General features: G+C 70.3%; 17 protein-coding genes and 2 pseudogenes. 10 read left to right on the top strand and 9 right to left on the bottom strand.

The window, feature by feature from the left end:
* Positions 1-209: 209 nt before the first annotated feature.
* Positions 210-977 carry a methyltransferase domain-containing protein gene (locus HB370_RS40230; protein WP_167513216.1) on the bottom strand — a complete coding sequence of 256 codons (768 nt, stop codon included), beginning with the start codon at positions 975-977 and terminating at the stop codon, positions 210-212.
* A gap of 91 nt (positions 978-1068) precedes the next feature.
* On the opposite strand from HB370_RS40230, the gene HB370_RS40225 reads away from it, so the two are divergent.
* The gene (locus tag HB370_RS40225; protein WP_167513215.1) at positions 1069-1617 is read left to right on the top strand and encodes a helix-turn-helix domain-containing protein; all 549 of its coding nucleotides are present in this window, start codon (positions 1069-1071) and stop codon (positions 1615-1617) included.
* Between the two features lie 1061 nt (positions 1618-2678).
* On the opposite strand, the gene HB370_RS40220 is transcribed toward HB370_RS40225, so the two are convergent.
* Complete coding sequence (locus tag HB370_RS40220; protein ID WP_244405922.1) at positions 2679-3464, bottom strand: SDR family NAD(P)-dependent oxidoreductase; 786 nt, start codon at positions 3462-3464, stop codon at positions 2679-2681.
* Between the two features lie 58 nt (positions 3465-3522).
* Here HB370_RS40220 and HB370_RS40215 point away from each other — a divergent pair, with 58 nt between their 5' ends.
* Complete coding sequence (locus HB370_RS40215) at positions 3523-4086, top strand: TetR/AcrR family transcriptional regulator (protein WP_244405920.1); 564 nt, start codon at positions 3523-3525, stop codon at positions 4084-4086.
* 157 nt (positions 4087-4243) lie between these two features.
* On the opposite strand, the pseudogene HB370_RS42790 reads toward HB370_RS40215, so the two are convergent.
* Positions 4244-4360, bottom strand: a pseudogene (locus tag HB370_RS42790) (IS630 family transposase); the annotation flags it as partial.
* A gap of 304 nt (positions 4361-4664) precedes the next feature.
* Here HB370_RS42790 and HB370_RS40205 point away from each other — a divergent pair.
* Genes HB370_RS40205 through HB370_RS40195 form a run of 3 tightly spaced genes read left to right on the top strand, consistent with a single transcriptional unit; the run spans position 4665 to position 6872 of the window.
* Complete coding sequence (locus HB370_RS40205; protein WP_167513214.1) at positions 4665-5129, top strand: hypothetical protein; 465 nt, start codon at positions 4665-4667, stop codon at positions 5127-5129.
* Positions 5126-5932: a hypothetical protein gene (locus tag HB370_RS40200; RefSeq protein WP_167513213.1), complete on the top strand. Its 807-nt coding sequence runs from the start codon at positions 5126-5128 to the stop codon at positions 5930-5932. The genes HB370_RS40205 and HB370_RS40200 overlap by 4 nt, the downstream gene beginning before the upstream one ends.
* 25 nt (positions 5933-5957) lie before the next feature.
* Entirely contained in the window at positions 5958-6872 is a 915-nt protein-coding gene (locus HB370_RS40195; RefSeq protein ID WP_167513212.1) for a glutamate ABC transporter substrate-binding protein, read from the top strand.
* Positions 6873-7349: 477 nt separating this feature from the next.
* On the opposite strand, the gene HB370_RS40190 is transcribed toward HB370_RS40195, so the two are convergent.
* From HB370_RS40190 to HB370_RS40175, 4 genes and pseudogenes are all read right to left on the bottom strand, one after another.
* On the bottom strand, positions 7350-8177 hold the full coding sequence (locus HB370_RS40190; RefSeq protein ID WP_167513211.1) for a class I SAM-dependent methyltransferase: 828 nt from the start codon (positions 8175-8177) through the stop codon (positions 7350-7352).
* Between the two features lie 202 nt (positions 8178-8379).
* Positions 8380-8865, bottom strand: coding sequence for a GNAT family N-acetyltransferase (locus HB370_RS40185; protein WP_167513210.1), 486 nt, complete (start codon positions 8863-8865; stop codon positions 8380-8382).
* Positions 8866-9417: 552 nt separating this feature from the next.
* Positions 9418-9576: pseudogene (locus HB370_RS40180) on the bottom strand (YncE family protein); the annotation flags it as partial.
* Positions 9577-9726: 150 nt separating this feature from the next.
* Entirely contained in the window at positions 9727-10533 is an 807-nt protein-coding gene (locus HB370_RS40175) for an SDR family NAD(P)-dependent oxidoreductase (RefSeq protein WP_167513209.1), read from the bottom strand.
* A gap of 63 nt (positions 10534-10596) precedes the next feature.
* Here HB370_RS40175 and HB370_RS40170 point away from each other — a divergent pair, with 63 nt between their 5' ends.
* Positions 10597-11382: a helix-turn-helix transcriptional regulator gene (locus tag HB370_RS40170; protein ID WP_167513208.1), complete on the top strand. Its 786-nt coding sequence runs from the start codon at positions 10597-10599 to the stop codon at positions 11380-11382.
* Between the two features lie 254 nt (positions 11383-11636).
* Here HB370_RS40170 and HB370_RS40165 read toward each other — a convergent pair whose 3' ends face one another.
* The gene (locus HB370_RS40165) at positions 11637-12560 is read right to left on the bottom strand and encodes an alpha/beta hydrolase (protein WP_167513207.1); all 924 of its coding nucleotides are present in this window, start codon (positions 12558-12560) and stop codon (positions 11637-11639) included.
* A gap of 48 nt (positions 12561-12608) precedes the next feature.
* On the opposite strand from HB370_RS40165, the gene HB370_RS40160 reads away from it, so the two are divergent.
* The 4 genes from HB370_RS40160 to HB370_RS40145 all read left to right on the top strand — a co-directional run bounded on the left by HB370_RS40160 (position 12609) and on the right by HB370_RS40145 (position 15536).
* Positions 12609-13085 (top strand): MarR family transcriptional regulator, encoded by a 477-nt coding sequence (locus HB370_RS40160; protein ID WP_167513206.1) that lies wholly within the window; start codon positions 12609-12611, stop codon positions 13083-13085.
* Between the two features lie 235 nt (positions 13086-13320).
* Positions 13321-13869: a putative immunity protein gene (locus HB370_RS40155; protein WP_167513205.1), complete on the top strand. Its 549-nt coding sequence runs from the start codon at positions 13321-13323 to the stop codon at positions 13867-13869.
* 218 nt (positions 13870-14087) lie between these two features.
* Positions 14088-14693, top strand: coding sequence for a lytic polysaccharide monooxygenase (locus HB370_RS40150; protein WP_167513204.1), 606 nt, complete (start codon positions 14088-14090; stop codon positions 14691-14693).
* 345 nt (positions 14694-15038) lie between these two features.
* Positions 15039-15536: a phosphatase PAP2 family protein gene (locus tag HB370_RS40145; protein WP_348273517.1), complete on the top strand. Its 498-nt coding sequence runs from the start codon at positions 15039-15041 to the stop codon at positions 15534-15536.
* Between the two features lie 135 nt (positions 15537-15671).
* Here the strand turns inward: HB370_RS40145 and HB370_RS40140 are convergent, their stop codons facing one another.
* The gene (locus HB370_RS40140) at positions 15672-16979 is read right to left on the bottom strand and encodes an MFS transporter (RefSeq protein WP_244405918.1); all 1308 of its coding nucleotides are present in this window, start codon (positions 16977-16979) and stop codon (positions 15672-15674) included.
* Positions 16980-17011: the final 32 nt, after the last annotated feature.

Genomic DNA, 17011 nt, shown 5'->3' with positions numbered 1-17011 from the left:
ATGACCGTGAGGGTGAGGAGAGGAGTTCCGTGACGCTGAACCCGTCACAAGTGGGGAATTCCGTGACCGTCGACACCGTCCTCGGTCATGCAGTGGATGAACCGTTCCGCTGTTGATCCAACCGGTGTCAGTCCGCACGGATACGGAAGACCTTGTGTGACGGGAGGCCGTCGAGACCGAGGCTGGTGGCGCAGTCGCCCCAGCGTGGCTCATGCCCGGCGGACCGCGTAGCCCAGATAGGTCACCGCTGGGCTGCCCTCCTGTTCGAGCACCATGTGGACCAGCTCCGGCAGCTGTTCGTCGGTAAGCGTGCCACGCCTGCGCCCGCGCGTCGCGCGCACCAGGCTGCGTGCGTCGCGCGGCTTGAATGCCGAGACGTCCTTCGCCGACAGCCCGGCCCGGTCGAGGGCCTCGGCGAGCTCGGCCGGGCGGCGCAGCCGGTGGGCGGCGTAGCGGCCGCGGGGCATGATCCGGGTGCCCGGGAATGCCTGGAAGGCGCCGAGGTAGATCAAGCGGGACACAAGGGTGCGGTTCACGGTGTCGTAGACGAAGACCCCGGCAGGGCGCAGCACACGCGCCGCCTGCGTGAGGACCGCCTGCGGCCGTTCGGTGATCTCAAGGGTGTCGGCACAGTACACGAGGTCGAACGTGCCGTCCGGCAGGTCGAGTTTCTCTGCGGGTGACGTCAGGTACGTGATGCCGAGCCCGTCGTCCGCATCCCGGGCGAGGGCCGTCGCGGCAGGGGACGGATCGGCGGCAACGACCTCGAAACCCAGCTGGGCGAGGCCCCTGGCGGGAAGGCCGCGTCCGCTGCCGATGACGAGCGCCCGGCAGCCGGCCGCCGTGAGGCTCAGCTCCGAGAGCACGTGCCGCAGATACTCCATCCGTACGGCCTGGAAGGTCAGGGCCCGGATGTGGCGGCCGTCGACGGCCGCCCGGTCGGCCGAGTCGACTGCGATGCGCGGGGTGATGGACATGGCAGACTCCCTCGACGCCGGGGCAAGTTCCCTGAGGAAACCTAGCATTGGCGAGTTCCCTGAAGGAACCCGACGCCGATACGATCGAAGCGTGACCCGCACCTCCCTCTCTGATGTCGCGTGCTCGATCGCCCGAGCGACCGATCTGTTCGCCGACGCCTGGACTGCCCTGATCATGCGCGACGTCCTCCTCGGCATCCGCCGCTTCGACGAACTGGCGGAGGACCTCGGCCTGTCCCGCAAAGTCCTCGCCGCTCGGCTGGCCCGCCTGGTCGAGGAGGGTGTAGTGACCCGCGAGCGGTACCAGGACAGCCCGCCGCGCGAGGAGTACGTGGCCACAGAAAAGGGCCGGGATCTCTACCCCGTCCTGCTGGCACTGATGGCCTGGGGTGACAAGTGGTACGCGGGGCCGGCGGGACCGCCCGCCCGGATCCACCACGATGCCTGCGGACACGTCACCACACCGGTCGTGGCCTGCGACACCTGCCGAGAGCCGCTCACCGTGGCCGACACGACACAACTGCCCGGTCCCGGCGGTCAGGTGGGGCCCGGCACGCGGCTGTTGGGACCACTGCTCGCCGCCCGGCGCGAAGGGGACCCGGCCACAGCCCCAAGGTCCGCCCGAGCAGCTCCTTCATGATCCCGGCGGCCTTCACGGGAATGGGGCCAACCGAAGTTGGTCGGCCACTTCGGCGACCGTCACCTTCAACCCGCTCGCGAACCCAAGGGCCTTGAGCCGAGACTGAAGGGTCGATCGCTTCGGACAGGTAGAGGGGCCAGCACTGACGTACAACCGTGGCACACTGCCGTTCCCCGAGAACCGTGTGCCTCCCGTCACCTACGAATGCATCCGGAGCTGGGATGAGTTCGCCCCTGCCCGCCACCCGTTCACCTGGGACGATGACGAGAAAACCCACCTCCGCTCGCTGGTCCGCGCGTGGGTGCCACCCGTCCTCTCCGGTATGTCCGGTTGGCGGCAGGGTGAGCGCTGGTGTGAACGTCAGGTAGACGCGATCATCCGAGAGCGGTACGGCACCTGGGCCTGGGGATGGAGCTGGTGCTACCACTCCGGTGGGCCCATCGGCCACTGGGTCAGCGGGCCAAGCTCCGTGACGACCCCCGACGAGACCGCGGAACGCGCGGTTTCCGCGCTGTTGGAGTGGCGGGAGTGATTGGAGCGAACGGCCCGGCGCTTCGCCGAACTGGCGCCGCCGGCCTGCGGCGCGGGCGCCGGCGCCCGGCCCTGGCAGTTCGGCATGGCCACCAACCTGATCAGCCGGCATGGGCTGGGCTCAGGCCCGCCGGTCCAAGGCCCTGGCCCGGGCCCCGGCCCTCGCCGGCCACGACGAGCCGCCGGCCGAACGGGCCGCGGACCGGGTGGTGGCGCGGACCGTACGCCGCGAGCCGGCGGCGGCGCTGGCCGTGCCGCCCGCTCGGCACGGGGACGTGCTGGTCCTGGTGGCCTGGGGCGGTCTCAGCTACGAGGCGGCGGCGCAGGCCCTCGGGTATCCCGTGGACACGGTCAGACCCGGGGCCGCACCGGGCTCCGGGCTCGCAGCAAGCTGCGAGGACTCGACCGTCCTGCCTCGGCATCCCTCAGGTCATCCCGCAGCATGCCCGCATCAACCACGCGACTGCGAAGCAGTCACACGACCGGCCGGACAACTCTCGACAACGCAGGTGCCACCGACTGTCAGTAGGTCAGTTCACCGAACGGACGGTCCCGCCGTCCACCCGGATTGTGGCACCGGTGACATAGTCGGCATACGGACTGGCCAGGTAGGCAACGGCGCCCGCGACCTCCTCGGGGCGGCCGAGGCGGCCGATGTCATTGGGGACGAGGTCCCGGGCCGCATCGCGTTCGATCTCCTCCCACGAATCCCCCCAGCCGCGCTCGGGCGCGATCGTGGTCAGCAGCTTCCGCACCGAGTCGACAAGGATGGCCCCGGGAGCGACCACGTTCGACGTCACGCCGGTGTCCTTCAGCTCCCGGGCCAGGGACACGGCCAGGTTGTGCCGAGCGGCGAGAGAGGCGTTGTAGTGGGGCTGCGTCGCCAACGGCTGTGACCCGAGGCCACCGCCGATCTGGATCACCCGGCCCCAGCCGCGCTCACGCATTCCCGGCACCAAGCGCTGGATCATGCGCACGCCCGAGACGACGTTGATCTCGTACGTGCGCGACCACACTTCGGGAGAGGCATCCTCCCAGCCGAGATGATCATAGGCACCGGCGTTGTTGACCAGGATGTCGACAGCACCGGCGATGGTGGCCACCGCGTCGGCGCCCTCGTCGGTGGAGAGGTCACCGACCGCCGCGGCCACCGCGCCGACAGCGTCTGCCACCTCGCGTGTACGCGCCGCGTCACGCCCGTGTACGACCACATCGGCGCCCTCCGCTGCCAGCAGTCGGGCGATCGCGACCCCCAGGCCCGAACTCGACCCGGTCACCAGAGCCCGGCGGCCCACCAGCCTCAGATCCATGTCCATCCCTCCAACCCCTCCGTGTCTACAGTCGTAGACAAACCCTTAGTCTACACTGGTAGACATGACGCCTCCGCGACGCCGAGACGCTGCCGCCACCAAAGAAGCGATCCTGCGCGCGGGCATCGACGCCTTCACCCAGCACGGTTACGACGGCGCCGGAGTCCGCGACATCGCACAAGCAGCCGGCGTCACGGCCATGCTCGTCAACCGGTACTTCGGATCGAAGGAGGGGCTCTTCGCCGCTGTGGTCGAAGCCTCCATGGCGGAGCGCACCGTCCTCACCAGCGATCCCGCCACTCTCGCCGGCGACATCGCGGCCGCGCTCGTCCGCCGTACCGCGCCTGACGCCGATCACCTTTCCCCGTTCCTGCTGATGCTGCGCTCGGCGCCCAACCCCCGGGCCGCCGAGATACTGCGCGCGGGTATCGAAACGCACGTCGAGGCCCACTTGGTCGATATCGCCCCACACCTGCGCGGCACCGACCGGGCAGCCATGACTCTCGCCGTCATCGCGGGTTTCTGGCTGATGCGCACAGTCATCGGCAACTCCGCCCTCGATGAAGCCGACGAGGCCGTACTGACACAAACCCTGCAACAACTATTCACCGTGCTGATGCGGCCGTAGCCGCGACGCCGGGACCTGGAACTCCGCCGCCACACGCACCGCGTGGAAGGATCGACATGCTCCTACCGCCCTGGAACCCGCTGCCCACCCCTGCGACGGTCGACGTGCTCAGCTCCGCACGGTCGGCGGGCCTCGCGGAACTGGAACCGGTGCCGCATCAGGAAACGTTCGCCCCGTCGACCACGGCTCGTAGCCGTTGATCGTCAGCGTGACGGTTTCGCCAGAGGATGCGGCGACGGATTATGCCGCCCTGCTCTTTGTGGCCGGCGTGGTCTGGTGCGAGCCCGGGATCGCACCCCGCGTGTCCCTGATGCGGGAGTGCGAGGGCAGGCACGTACAGGAGCGCCTGTTCCGGCCGACTGGGGACGAGACGTTGCGCGGCGAGTGCTGTCGGGCGACGGCCGTGGGGAACGCCGCTTGAAGTCTTGCCACTGCCCGGTCGAACGTACCCGATCAGGCCTCACGCACGCCCACACAGAACATACCTGGCACACCTGCCAGGCACATCAACTACCCTTTACCATAAGCGCGTTGACAGTGCCGAAGCAGCACACTAAAGGTCAGTGACGGGGGCGCTCATGACCAGTCTTCCTGAAATCTCCGCTGAACTCGCCACCTACTTCTCGCTGGCGACCGAGGCCTTGGGCGCCGCCATGGTGGCGAGTGCCGCACAGCGCATCACGGACGGGTCGATCGACGCGGGCCAGGGCTACTTTCGCAGGATCTTCCGCCGCGGCAGCGGCGAGGACACTCCGATCGCCCTGCCCGAGGGCCGCAGCGAACAGCGCGCCGACCAGCTGCTTGGCGCGCTCTCCCCCGAGGACAGGCAGCGGCTGGCCGCGGCCCTGACGGCGTGGCTCGGCGAACAGCGAGACCGCCGTCCGGACGAGGCCCGCCTGGCGGAACTCATGGCAGCCGGCCCGGCGCCCACCCGCACGTACCACGTCACGGCCCACGGCCCGAACTCCGCCGCCATCGGCTCGGTGGGGGACGGCGCCACCTTCCACTTCGGCGGCGGCAGTCGTCACGGGGACGGAGCATGAGCCCCGCCGGCCCCGGCGCGGGCAAGGGCCCCGAGGCCGGCAACGTCAGCTCCAGTGGCGTCGGCGCGTCCTCGTTCGGCTCGGTCGGTGACAACGCCACGTTCAAATGGGAACTCAAGCGGCCGTTGAGGCACGTCGCATGGCTCCCCGTGTCCGCCTGGCTCGTCATCGCCGCGACCATCGTCTTCGCCGTCTTCGCCGTCGCCCAGTGGCCCGGCGGCCCGCAGATCCAGTACGTGTGGTTCTACGTCCTTGCGGCCCTCGCCCTGCTGGTCGCCGGCGCCGCTGCCCTGTACCCGGCCGGCCGGACCGGGCAGATCCGCGATGCCGCGCAGCAGGCCGCCGACACACGGCGGCGCAGGATGGTCCGCGCCGTCCTCGTCGGCGCCGCCGCGCTCTGCAGCGGAGGCGGCGCGCTCGCCTGGGTGGACGTCGACCGCACCGGCGAGGTCGGCGTGGAGATGACCATCCGGGGCACGCAGCCCGTGGATGACACCGGAGGCACACTCACGGTGGAGATGACGCCGTCGGCCTCCGGCGAGGTACGGGACAAGCTGCGCCTGACGCTGACCATCAAGGACAACGATCCGAACGCGCCCACCTGCGTCGGCCGGACCACAGCGACGATCACCGCCGTCACCCCGGGCATCACCCCGCACAATTCGGAGGTGCCCGCGCAGTCGACCGTCGACTTCGACCTCGGCGGGCGCGAGGGAGCGGTCCGGTTCGAGGTCGCCGTGCGGCCGGAGACAGGCTGCTCCATGCGCCTTACGCAGGCCCGCGGAACGCTGCACAACGACTGAACCGAAACGACTGTGAGGACCGTTCATGGGCAAAACAGGGCGCCATTCCCGCACGATCCGCACCGGGGCCGCCGTGGTGGCCCTTGCGGGAGCTTCCCTGGCCGGCTGCTCCTCGGAACCCTCGTCGCTGCTCGCCCAAGGGAAGATCGAGATCGGCAGCAAGGGCGATCAGCCGGGCACGAGCTACTCACCCCACGACGGCGAGTTCAACGGGTTCGACATCACGGTCGCCCGGGAGGTGCTCGACAGGGTGGGGGTCAAGGTCACGTCCTCGGATTTCGAAGGCGTCCTGTCCAAGAACCGGGCCCGCGCCCTGCATGAAGGGGACGTCCAGCTCATCGCAGCCACCTACTCGATCACGGAGCGCAGGATGAAACCGAAGGGGGAAGGTGGTGACGGGCTCGACTTCGTGGGCCCCTACGCATCCACCCGACAGGGCATCCTCGTACGGACCGCGGACGCCGGACGCTACAAGAGCCACAGCGACCTCAACGGACGGCTCGTCTGCGTCTGGGAAGACACCACCTCCGCAGCGGAGCTGAAGAGATCGGCGTACAGCCAGATCCGCACCGTCGAGATGACAGACGCGCGGGACTGCGTCAAAGCACTGAAGGAGAAGAAGGTCGATGCCGTCTCCACCGACCAGCTGATTCTCTACGGGTTCATGAAAGATGACCGCAGTCTCACCGTCGCACACGCCCTGACGTTCGGCCCGTTCAACGACTACGGCATCGCCATGGCCAAGGGCCACCGCGACGACTGCGAGAAGCTCCAGCAGGCCCTCATGGACTACGCACAAAGCAACGACTGGGACCGGGACTTCCAGATCAATCTGCCCCTCGTCCCCAAGGAGGACCGCGACGAGGCCAGGCCCACCGGCGATGAGATCGCGAGCCAATCCTGCCGCGACAAGCCGGGCAACGCGAAGGTGGACGACTGACAACCACCCCCCCCCCGGGGTTGGCGTGACCTTTCTTCGCGAGCGAGCGTTGCGCAGGGCACGCGTACTGGACGTCATCCTCCCCATGGACGCGTACGCAGACGAGGGGCCCGCGCCCGTGCCCGGCCCGCAAGCCCCTCACCCGACCGCTCTTTCTCCTCCGGACCCGCAGCCCGGTGAATGTCTCAACCCACACCCGCTCAGCCCTCAATACCCACCTATAGAGGCGATGCCCTGATCAGGGGCTTGTGCAACTCCCTTCAGGTTTTGGCTCCTTTGGCTGGGGCGCACCTTCCGGGCGACGGAACAGCACCGCGGGTATGACAAGGGAAACCCTGCTCATGAGGTGGTACGGGAGAGCTGACGCGCGGGTCGGAAAGTGGCGGACCGATCAGCCGACGGAGCCGGCGCGTGCGCCCCGGACGGGGGCAAAGCACGCGTGGTGCTCGCACTGTACCGGCGTCGGAGGGAGGAGGCTCAACGAACGGCCAGCAGGCTGTACAAGAGGGGGATCCGCGGCTCGGGCAACCGCCACCAGCCAGAGTCCGTACGGATCATCCGCGACCAGCGCGGCCAGGGAAGCTCGTCGCTCTCCCGCAGTCTCCGGACGCCCATTCCCGCATCCGTCAACGCGTTCACGACCTCTCCCAGTCCGTGCATCCACTCGTAACTGTCCGTGGCGCCCTCGACGGCCGGGCCGTCGGTGTAGGTGTAGGTGGCATCCCGGTGCACCGGGCCGGAGCCCCCCAGGTAGTCGTGGCGCAGCAGCAGCTCCGGTCCCTCATCAGGACCCGGTTTCGGGCCGAGCGCGTTGAGCAGCGGGTGGAACTCCACGACGTACAACCGCCCGCCCGGCCGCAGAAGCCTGGCCACGACATCCGCCCAACGGTCGAGGTCGGGCAGATAGCACAGGGCGCCCTTGCCGGTGTAGACGACGTCGAACCGCCGGCCCTCGAGCGCCGTCACGGCGTCGTACACGTTGGCCTGGACGTAGGTGACGTCGAGGCCCGACTTCGCGGCGAGGTCCCGCGCGGCCGTCACGGACGCCGCCGAGAAGTCCAGGCCGACCGCCCGGGCTCCACGCCGGGCGAGGGCGAGCGTCTCCGTACCGAGGTGGCACTGGAGGTGCAGCACGTCCCGGCCGGACAACTCGCCGAGGTCCTCCCACTCGAACGCGGCGAACCAGCGCTCCGGGTCCAGGTCCTCGTCCAGGCCGTAGAACCGGCTGGTGACGTGGACCGGAGTGCGGGCGTCCCAGTTCGCCTGGTTGGCGCGCATCAGCCGCGCGTGCTCGGCGGAAGTCATGAGGACATCCAACCGCGCCCCGGCCGCGCGCGGGGGAGAAAAACCGGAAAAGCGCCGTCAGGGTGACGGCCTGGCCCGCGGCGCGCCCGGTGATATCAGCGGCCGGGGCGGCGTGGGCGGTGGCGGGCATGAGCAGGACCGGCGACGGCGGCGGTCCGGGCGAAGCGCTCGACGAAGTCCTTCCGGAGATCACTGGTCATGGTCAGGGCCGGCCGCCCCGGGCTCCCAGGGCGTTCAGCGCTTCGTCCGTGAGCCGGTACACCGCCCACTCGTCCTGGGGGCGGGCGCCCAGTGCCTCGTAGAAGTCGATCGCGGGCCGGTTCCAGTTCAACACCGACCATTCCAGGCGCTCGTAGCCGCGTGCGACACAGATGCGGGCGAGCTCCGTCAGCAGGGCCTTGCCGTGGCCGCCGCCGCGGGCCTCGGGGCGGACGTACAGGTCCTCCAGGTAGATGCCGTGCACGCCCCGCCAGGTGGAGAAGTTGAGGAACCACAGCGCGAAGCCCACGACCTCGCCGTCGGCGTCCTCGGCCACATGTGCGTAGGCGGCCGGGCGCTCGCCGAACAGTGCCTCGGTCAGCTGTTCCTTCGTCGCCCTGACCTCGTCGAGTGCCTTTTCGTACTCGGCGAGCTCGCGAATCAGCGTATGGATGACGGGAATGTCGGCGGGGGTCGCGGTACGGATCATGCCCCGAGTCTCACACACCGTGCCCGCCGGGCCCGTCGGCCGGGTACCGCCCGGTCCTGGGCGGACCGGCTCCGGTGGCCTGTGCCCGCCTCCGGCCGGCAAGCCCGCCCGGCACTCCGTGCTCGGCCTCGCTGCTTGCCCGCCGCACATCCGGCAGCGACGACACGCCGCTCCCAGACGCGCGAGGTGAACGCCTGCGTTGTGCAGACCCCGGGCATGCCGGCACAGGTGGCGCGGCGCCGACGACCTCCTCGCCGGGCCGGCCCCGAACCGGCGCCGCGCCCCACGGCCCGGCCGAGGCCGGCGGCCTTCTTGAGGGCCTTCCGGCAGGGGGCCGGGGCGGTGTTGGGGAGCCGTGCGAACGTGACGACCTCGCGGTGGCAACCGTCCTGAAGGAGGCGGACCCAGCAGGAGTCCCCGGGCGGGGACCTGCTCATCTCTCGGAGGCGTGCGCCGGACCCGCTGTGACCGGCGTCCTCCCCGCGGCCGGGTCCGTGTGCGCAACCGGCGAAGGCACTCCGTCGGGGCGGCCACGGTCCGGCGCGGAGGGCGTCAGCCACCGGCCGGTGTCGACCGCTCGGCACCCGTGTGACCGAGCCGGACGCGCTGCGGATGCTGTCCGACCTCCACCGACGCGGTCCTGCCGCCGGTGGCGAAGTCGATGGCCTTCACCCTGTCGGCAGCGCTCCCCGACACCACGGCGGCCGATCCGCCCGCGGTCGCGGCGGCCCCACGGTGCCGGGAGTCGTCGATCCAGCACGTCGTAGAGGGCGCTGACACCATCGCATACGCGGCTCAGGAAGGCTGAGTCGCCGAGGTGACGCGCGGGGGCCCTGGACGCCGCGGGGTGCTCCGTACCGGTCACGCGCGGGAGGCGAGGTGCCGCCACTCGTTCCACATGTCGAGCCGCTTCCGGTAGGCCGCCTCGACCACCGGATAGGGGTAGGTGCCGAGGAAGAGCCGCAGGGGTGGTGCGTCGGTGTCGACGAGTTCGAGGACAACGGCGGCGGTGCCTCGCGCGTCCTGGGGCGTGCGGGCGGACGCACCTGCCCGGCGCGCGGCGCGGACGGGTTCGTAGGCGGGCAGCGGCTCGGTGTGCACCGCGGAGTCGCCCGACCAGTCGGTGCCGTAGGGGCCGGGCTCAACGAGGGTGACGTTGATCCCGAACGGAGCGACCTCCTGGGCCAGGGCCTCGCTCATCCCCTCCAGGGCCCACTTGGAGGCGTTGTACAGCCCCAGCGTGGGGAAGGCGGCGAGTCCGCCGAGGCTGGAGACCTGCAGGATGTGGCCGCTGCCCTGGGCCCGCAGGTACGGCAGGGCCGCCTGCGTCACCCACAGCGGGCCGAGCAGATTGGTGTCGAACTGCGCGCGGGCCTGCTCCTCGGTTGCTTCCTCGACCATGCCGAACAGGCCGTAACCCGCGTTGTTGACGACGACGTCCAGGCGGCCGAAGGTCTTGGCGGCCCGCCGCACCGCGGCGGTCGCGGCGGTGCGGTCGGTCACGTCGAGGCGGAGCGGGAGGACGTCGTCCCCATAAGCGTCAAGCAGGGGTCGCAGGGTCTCGGGGTCACGTGCGGTGGCGGCGACGCGGTCGCCGCGGTCGAGGGCGGCTTCGGCCCAGATACGGCCGAAGCCGCGGGACGCGCCGGTGATGAACCAGGTCTTCATGACATCGAGCCTGCGCCGCTCCCGCCCGGCCAGCCAGCACCCTTGCAGGGTTACCCTCGCAGCATGGCGGCCGACAATCTTCTGGGAGACTTCCTCAAGGCCCGGCGCGGACGGGTCGCTCCGGCTGACGCGGCGATACCCGCCGGCGGACGCCGCCGCGTGGCAGGACTGCGCCGGGAGGAACTGGCCCAGCTCGCCGGAATCAGTGAGCCGTACCTGGTCCGGCTCGAACAGGGCATCGACCGGCACCCCTCACCCCAGGTGCTGCGCTCCCTCGCGCGGGCGCTGAAGCTGGACGCCGACGCCTGTGCCCACCTGCACGCCCTCGCCGGTCCCGCCCCCGCGCCGCCGTCACGGACCGAGGTCTCCGCGGACGTGCACAGGCTGCTCGACGCCTGGGCGGACCGCCCCGCGTACGTCCGTGACCGGTGCTTCGACGTACTGGCGGCGAACAAAAAGGTTCGTGCGCTCGCCCCGATGTACGAGCCCGGGAGCAACCTGGTCCGAGCGGTGTTCCTCGACCCGGCGTCCCGCCGCCTCTTTCCCGACTGGGCGGAAGCAGCCTCGCAGACCGCAGCGGCCCTACGCGCCGAAGCCGACCCACGCGACCCCAGAACCGTCCGTCTGGTCGCCGAGTTGGAGACGGACGAGGAGTTCCGTCGTCTGTGGACGCGGCACGAGGCGCGGCCCGCTCGGGACGAGCTCAAGCGCTTCACGCACCCGGTCGTCGGCAGCCTGGCCCTGCGCAGGCAGGCGCTCACCGTCGGCGGCGCCGAGCACCAGGTGATCATCGTGTACCAGGCGACGGCCGGGAGCCCCTCCGAAGCGGCCCTGGCGGCTCTTGCCTGACGCGTCGGACGTCTGCCGCCGGGTGACCTGACCCGGGTGGTCGCCCACGCCGGGTCGGCGCGGACCTTGCCGAGCAGGCGTCAGAAGCCGTACGCACCGCCACCCGGGGGGTGCTGCCGGTGTGGTGTCCGACAGCTTCCGACCGCGGGACAGGCGCCGGTTCCGGGCGGCCTTGTGGCCTGTGCCGGGCCGGCGTCGGACCGGCGTCGTCGAGCCCGTGCAGACCCCAGCCCGAGTACGGACTGGGGCTGAACCTACTTCTCTGATGCGTTTGCCGCGCGCCCAGCGCCAAGTCGTCGGCCGAGGAAGTGAGCCGCGCGGTCCAGTGCCTCGTCCGCCTCGTCCAGAACGCCGGCGAACGACTGGAAAACGTGCGGCACGTCGGCGGTGACGTCCAGAATGACGTCCACCCCGGCCGCCCTCGCACGCGCGGCAAGGCGCGTGGAGTCGTCCAGCAGGATCTCGTTCGTGCCCACCTGGATCAGCATGGGAGGGAAGCCGGACAGGTCGGCGAGGACGGCCGGGCTGAGCAGGGGCTGGTGGGGGTCGGCTCCGGCCAGGTACATGGCCCCGGTGTGTTCTACGGCCTCACGGGTGAAGACCGGGTCGATGCCCTCCTTGGTGTCCATGCTCTCGCCCGTGCGGGTGGCGTCGAGGCCAGGGGAGAACGCCACGATGGCGGCGGGCAGTGGGAGGCCCGCGTCGCGGGCGGCGAGGCAGGTGGTGACGGTGAGGCCGCCGCCGGCGGAGTCGCCGGCGAACGCGATGGCCGAGGGGTCCATGCCGCTGTCGAGTAGGTCGCGGTAGGCGCTCAGGGTGTCTTCGATCGCGGCCGGGAACGGGTGCTCGGGGGCAAGCCGGTAGTCCGGCGAGTACGCGCTGAAGCCGGTCTTGGCCACGAGGTGTCCCGTCAGCGACAGGGCTGTCTCGGGAGAGCCGAACACGAAGCCGCCGCCGTGGAAGTACAGGATCGTCCCGGCGCGGGGCCCGTTGTCCGGCTCGACCTGCAGGGCGGATCGGTTGCCGAGTGTCGTCCGCGTGGTGCGGATTCCGTCGGGCACGATCATCTGGGCCATCAACGCCTTGAATCCGGCACGCAGTTCCTCGACCGACCGGGGACTCTCGGGCCTCGGCTGCCGCAACATCGCGTCGATCCGGGCGCGTTGTTCCTTGCTCATGGGTGTGCTCCCGCCCCAGCGAAAGTAGATTCCACTACACTATATGCCATGGCATATAGATTGAGCGGTGACGAAGTCGACCTCCCGGGCCTCTTCTCCGATCTGGTCCGCTGCGAGACGCGTCTGTACAACGCCCTCAACGACCGTCTCCGCGCGCGGCACGGGATCGTGACCTCGCAGTTCGAGTTCCTGCGCTTCCTGCGCGACCATCCCGGGGCGCGCGTGGCGGACATCGCCGCCGAGTTCGCCATCGGCGTCGGGGCGACCAGCAAGAGCGCCGACCGCCTGGAGAAGCAGGGATGGATCGTCCGGCAGCCGAATCCATCCGATCGCCGGTCCTCCCTGCTGGCCCTGACCGACGACGGCTCGCGACTCGTCGACGCGGCGGAGAGAACCTTCACCGACGGACTCGCCACGCTGATGGGAGACACCCTCGACGGCCCCAGCGTCGCGGCCACCGCCCATGCCCTCTCACAGCTGCGCGCCGCACTCGAACGCAACCAGATCGGCACCCCTACAGGCTGACGGACACCCGCCACAGCAGGCTGGAACCGGTGAGCCGACCGCTCTGCCGGATGGCCTGATGCGCAGACTTTCGCCGTCGACCGGCGTGAGCGTCCCGGAGCACTGTCACACCGGCCCCTCGGCCTGCGGCTCAAGTTGGCGGAGGCTCCCTGCCTGGCTCCTGTGGTGTGCGCGGGGTGTTGCCTCGTGTTCCGGGCGGGGGTGGCCGTCCACCGCGATGGTCGACGATGGAGTCATGACAGGGGAAGCGAGCGAGATCGCTCTGAGCATGCGAGATCTGCGTGAGGTCACCGCGTTCGCCGCAACGTGCGCGGAAGCGGTGCTCCAGGTATTCGAGGGCGATCAACCAGACGACTTCCGGCCCCGAGACGCCATCGGCGCCGCGTGGGAGTTCGCTCGAGGCGGCCGGCGAGGGAAGGCTCTGCGTGACAGAGCGTGGGCGGCACTCCAGGCAGCCAAGAGCACGGGCACCCCGGCCGCCCGCGAGGCGGCTCGGGCAGCCATGTCCGCGGCCGGCGCCGCCTACCTGCACCCGCTGGCCAAGGCCACCCAGGTCAAGCACATCCTCGGAGCCGGCGCTCATGCGGCCAGAGCGGTCGAACTCCTCGCCGACGACGACCGGAGCGTTGGTGCCGCGCATCTTGAACGGACACGGCATCATGCGACGCCGGTCGTCGTTGACGTCCTCGAACGCTTTCCGACAGCGCCGGCCGGTGGCGGGCGGGTTGGTGAGTTGATCCGCATGCTGGACGCCGGCCTTCGCTCACCCGCCCTCGACAAGTGAACCTCGGATGCCAGCGGTGCGGCCCCACCTCGGTCAGCTCCACCAACCGGCCTGTGATCAACTCCGTTCGTTTCATTGACATTTCACTCAGAAGTCCTACCGTTGGGAGCGCTCCCATGACAGCTTGCAACTGGAAGGAGTCCCCCCACATGCGTACAAACAGTCCGTTAACCGGGCGGTCGCGGTCATCCCTCCGCCGGCCTCTCCAGGCACTCGCCATGCTGTTCGCCGTGGTTGTCGGCGCGCTGGCCTGGTCGTCACCCGCCCAGGCCCACGGCACGATCGTCGACCCCGCCTCCCGCGCCTACCAGTGCTGGAAGACGTGGGGCAGCAACCACACGAACCCGGCCATGCAGACCCAGGACCCCATGTGCTGGCAGGCGTTCCAGGCCAACCCCGACACCATGTGGAACTGGATGAGCGCGCTCCGCGACGGCCTCGGCGGCCAGTTCCAGGCGCGGACCCCCGACGGGACGCTCTGCAGCAACAACCTCTCGAGGAACTCCAGCCTGGACAAGCCCGGGCCGTGGAAGACCACCACCGTCGGCAACAACTTCTCGGTCCACCTGTACGACCAGGCGTCCCACGGCGCCGACTACTTCAAGGTCTACGTGAGCAAGCAGGGCTTCGACCCCAAGACCCAGACCCTGGGCTGGGGCAACCTCGACTTCATCACGCAGACCGGCCGCTTCGCCCCGGCGCAGGACATCACGTTCCCCGTCCAGACCTCCGGCTACAGCGGACATCACATCCTGTTCGTGATCTGGCAGGCCTCGCACCTCGACCAGGCCTACATGTGGTGCAGCGACGTCAACTTCGGCTGAGCCGGGCAGCGCCGCACGTGGCACCGACCCCGGCCGGGCGGCCGGTGGCCCGCCGCCCGGCCGACCGAACTCCGTCGGGACAGGGAACCCATTCGGTCACCCTGCCCCGACGGGGCTCCTCCGTTCCTGAATGCCCTCGCCGGGGACTGACGCAGCCAGGCCGGCGGACTCTACGCACGCTCGCCGACCACGCCTACGCTTGATCTCGTGCGTCGTCGTCATCCGAGCACTCTTCTTGATCGTGTGGTGACGGTACAGTCCGATCTTGGGTACTGAGAGCGCATGAGGTTGCTCGAAACAGTGCGTGACGTGGACCAAAAGCTCACGAGACAGGCCGCTTCCCGCGTGCCACGTCCGCTGGCCCAAGCGCTGTCGGTGGTCGAAGAGGCGGCGCAAGGCACGAAGCTGTGGTGCGGTGTCACCGCCGCGCTGGCCTGCCTGGGCGGCCGGCGCGGCCGCAGAGCGGGGACCGCGGGCCTGGCAGCCGTCGCGGTGGCGCAGCTGGTGTCCAACGGTATGTGCAAGCCCTTGGCCGACCGCCCCCGGCCGCCCAAGGGCTGGATTCCCCACGACGAGGTCGAGGACCGGCCCGACTCGTCGTCGTTCCCCTCCGGGCACACGGCTGCCGCCGTGGCGTTCGCGGCGGCCGCCGCACCGGCGTGGCCCCTGGTCGGCGCCCTGTGCGCGGTCCCTGCCGCGGTGGTCGCCGTGGAGCGGGTGCAGAGCGGCGCCCACTACCCCAGCGACGTCGCTGCCGGCGCGGTCATCGGCCTGGGTGCGGCCTGGTTCACCCGGCGGTCTCCGCGCCTGCTGCGCCGATGTACGAGCCGACCATCACCGTGAACGGTTCATCCAGGACTCCGAAGCCCCCGATCGCTTGGCCCGCCAACACCCTGATGCCCCGCCACCGCGCCTGCCGCCCGCCGCGCGGAGCGCGGTGCGGGGGCCGGAGCGTAGGCCGGTTCGGGGACCGTCGACTCACCCGCGGGCGGCGGCCGTGGACGCGCGGGAGGTCACGGGCGGCTGTCCGGTGGCCACGTGCAGGTCCTCGTCCCGCAGTCGGCCGGCCGCCCACACGCTCACCAGTCCCGTCAGCGCGAGGTAGCCGCAGGCCCACCAGGGGCTCCCCGAGCCGAAGGCCAGCAGGGCGGTCATGATCAGTGGAGTGATGCCGGACGCGAAGACGCCGGACACCTGGTAGACGAAGGACATGCCCGTGTACCGGACGGGTGTGGCGAACAGCGCGGCGAACAGCGTGCCTTGAGCGCCGTAGAACCAGGCGTGCACGATCCCCAGGGTCACGATGAGCGTCGCGGCGAAGGCCCGGGTTCCTCCGGTGCCGAACAACCAGAACGCCGGGAAGACCGAGACGGCGAAGGCAGCCATGCCCGCGCGGTAGACACTGCGGGCTCCATGACGGTCGACGGCGGTCCCGGTCACCGGTATCAGGGCGGCCATCACGAGCGCCGCGGCCGTGACCGCGAGCAGCACCGGTGTGCGGTCCAGGTTCAGCGTCCCGGTCGCGTAGGTGAGGGCGAAGACGCCCCAGGTGTTGAAGGCGGCTCCCTCTCCCCAGCGTGCCAGCATCCCGAGCAGGAGATGCCGGCGCGCGGCGGGCGCGCGCAGCAGTTCGACCAGCGGGGCCGGCCGGGACGGTTCCCGCAGGCGCCGTACGGCACGGAAGGCCGGTGTCTCCTCGATCCTCAGCCGTACGGTCAGTCCGACGGCGACGAGGACGAGGCTGACCAGGAAGGCGATCCGCCAGCCGTGGTCGAGGAACGCCGCTTCGCCGAGCACGTCGTTCAGCAGCGCGAACACTCCGGTGCCCAGCGCCAGTCCGAGGGCCAGCCCGATCTGCGGGTAGCTGCCGAACCGGCCCTTGCGGCCCGTTGGCCCGTACTCCACGGCCAGCAGGACCGCTCCGGCCCATTCCCCGCCGAGTGCCACGCCCTGGGCGACACGCAGCACCAGGAGCGACGCCGGAGCGAGCACGCCGGCCTGCTCGTAGGTGGGCAGCAGGCCGATGAGGGCGGTGGAGACACCCATCAGGCCCATGGTGAGGGCCAGGGTGTGCTTGCGGCCGATCCGGTCGCCGACGTGGCCGAAGAGCAGGCCGCCCACGGGACGGGCGACGAAGCCCACGGCGAACGTCGCGAACGACAGCATCGTGCCCACGGTGCCGTCGGCCGTGGGGAAGAACAGTTTGCCGAAGACCAGTCCCGCGGCTGTGCTGTACAGGAAGAAGTCGTACCACTCGACGGTGGTGCCCAGCAGGCTGGCGAGCACGACCGTCCTCAGTCCCCGCGCATCGGTGGGAT

The sequence above is a fragment of the Streptomyces sp. DSM 40868 genome (genome assembly GCF_011820545.1).
Classification (GTDB): Bacteria; Actinomycetota; Actinomycetes; order Streptomycetales; family Streptomycetaceae; genus Streptomyces; species Streptomyces eurythermus.
This window is presented reverse-complemented; position numbering and strand designations above follow the sequence as displayed.

Bases quoted from the DNA above. Each gene is read 5' to 3' on its own strand.
- HB370_RS40230 (WP_167513216.1), bottom strand. From the start codon at position 977: ATGTCCATCACCCCGCGCATCGCAGTCGACTCGGCCGACCGGGCGGCC.
- HB370_RS40220 (WP_244405922.1), bottom strand. From the start codon at position 3,464: ATGGACATGGATCTGAGGCTGGTGGGCCGCCGGGCTCTGGTGACCGGG.
- HB370_RS40215 (WP_244405920.1), top strand. From the start codon at position 3,523: ATGACGCCTCCGCGACGCCGAGACGCTGCCGCCACCAAAGAAGCGATC.
- HB370_RS40205 (WP_167513214.1), top strand. From the start codon at position 4,665: ATGACCAGTCTTCCTGAAATCTCCGCTGAACTCGCCACCTACTTCTCG.
- HB370_RS40200 (WP_167513213.1), top strand. From the start codon at position 5,126: ATGAGCCCCGCCGGCCCCGGCGCGGGCAAGGGCCCCGAGGCCGGCAAC.
- HB370_RS40195 (WP_167513212.1), top strand. From the start codon at position 5,958: ATGGGCAAAACAGGGCGCCATTCCCGCACGATCCGCACCGGGGCCGCC.
- HB370_RS40190 (WP_167513211.1), bottom strand. From the start codon at position 8,177: ATGACTTCCGCCGAGCACGCGCGGCTGATGCGCGCCAACCAGGCGAAC.
- HB370_RS40185 (WP_167513210.1), bottom strand. From the start codon at position 8,865: ATGATCCGTACCGCGACCCCCGCCGACATTCCCGTCATCCATACGCTG.
- HB370_RS40175 (WP_167513209.1), bottom strand. From the start codon at position 10,533: ATGAAGACCTGGTTCATCACCGGCGCGTCCCGCGGCTTCGGCCGTATC.
- HB370_RS40170 (WP_167513208.1), top strand. From the start codon at position 10,597: ATGGCGGCCGACAATCTTCTGGGAGACTTCCTCAAGGCCCGGCGCGGA.
- HB370_RS40165 (WP_167513207.1), bottom strand. From the start codon at position 12,560: ATGAGCAAGGAACAACGCGCCCGGATCGACGCGATGTTGCGGCAGCCG.
- HB370_RS40160 (WP_167513206.1), top strand. From the start codon at position 12,609: ATGGCATATAGATTGAGCGGTGACGAAGTCGACCTCCCGGGCCTCTTC.
- HB370_RS40155 (WP_167513205.1), top strand. From the start codon at position 13,321: ATGACAGGGGAAGCGAGCGAGATCGCTCTGAGCATGCGAGATCTGCGT.
- HB370_RS40150 (WP_167513204.1), top strand. From the start codon at position 14,088: ATGCTGTTCGCCGTGGTTGTCGGCGCGCTGGCCTGGTCGTCACCCGCC.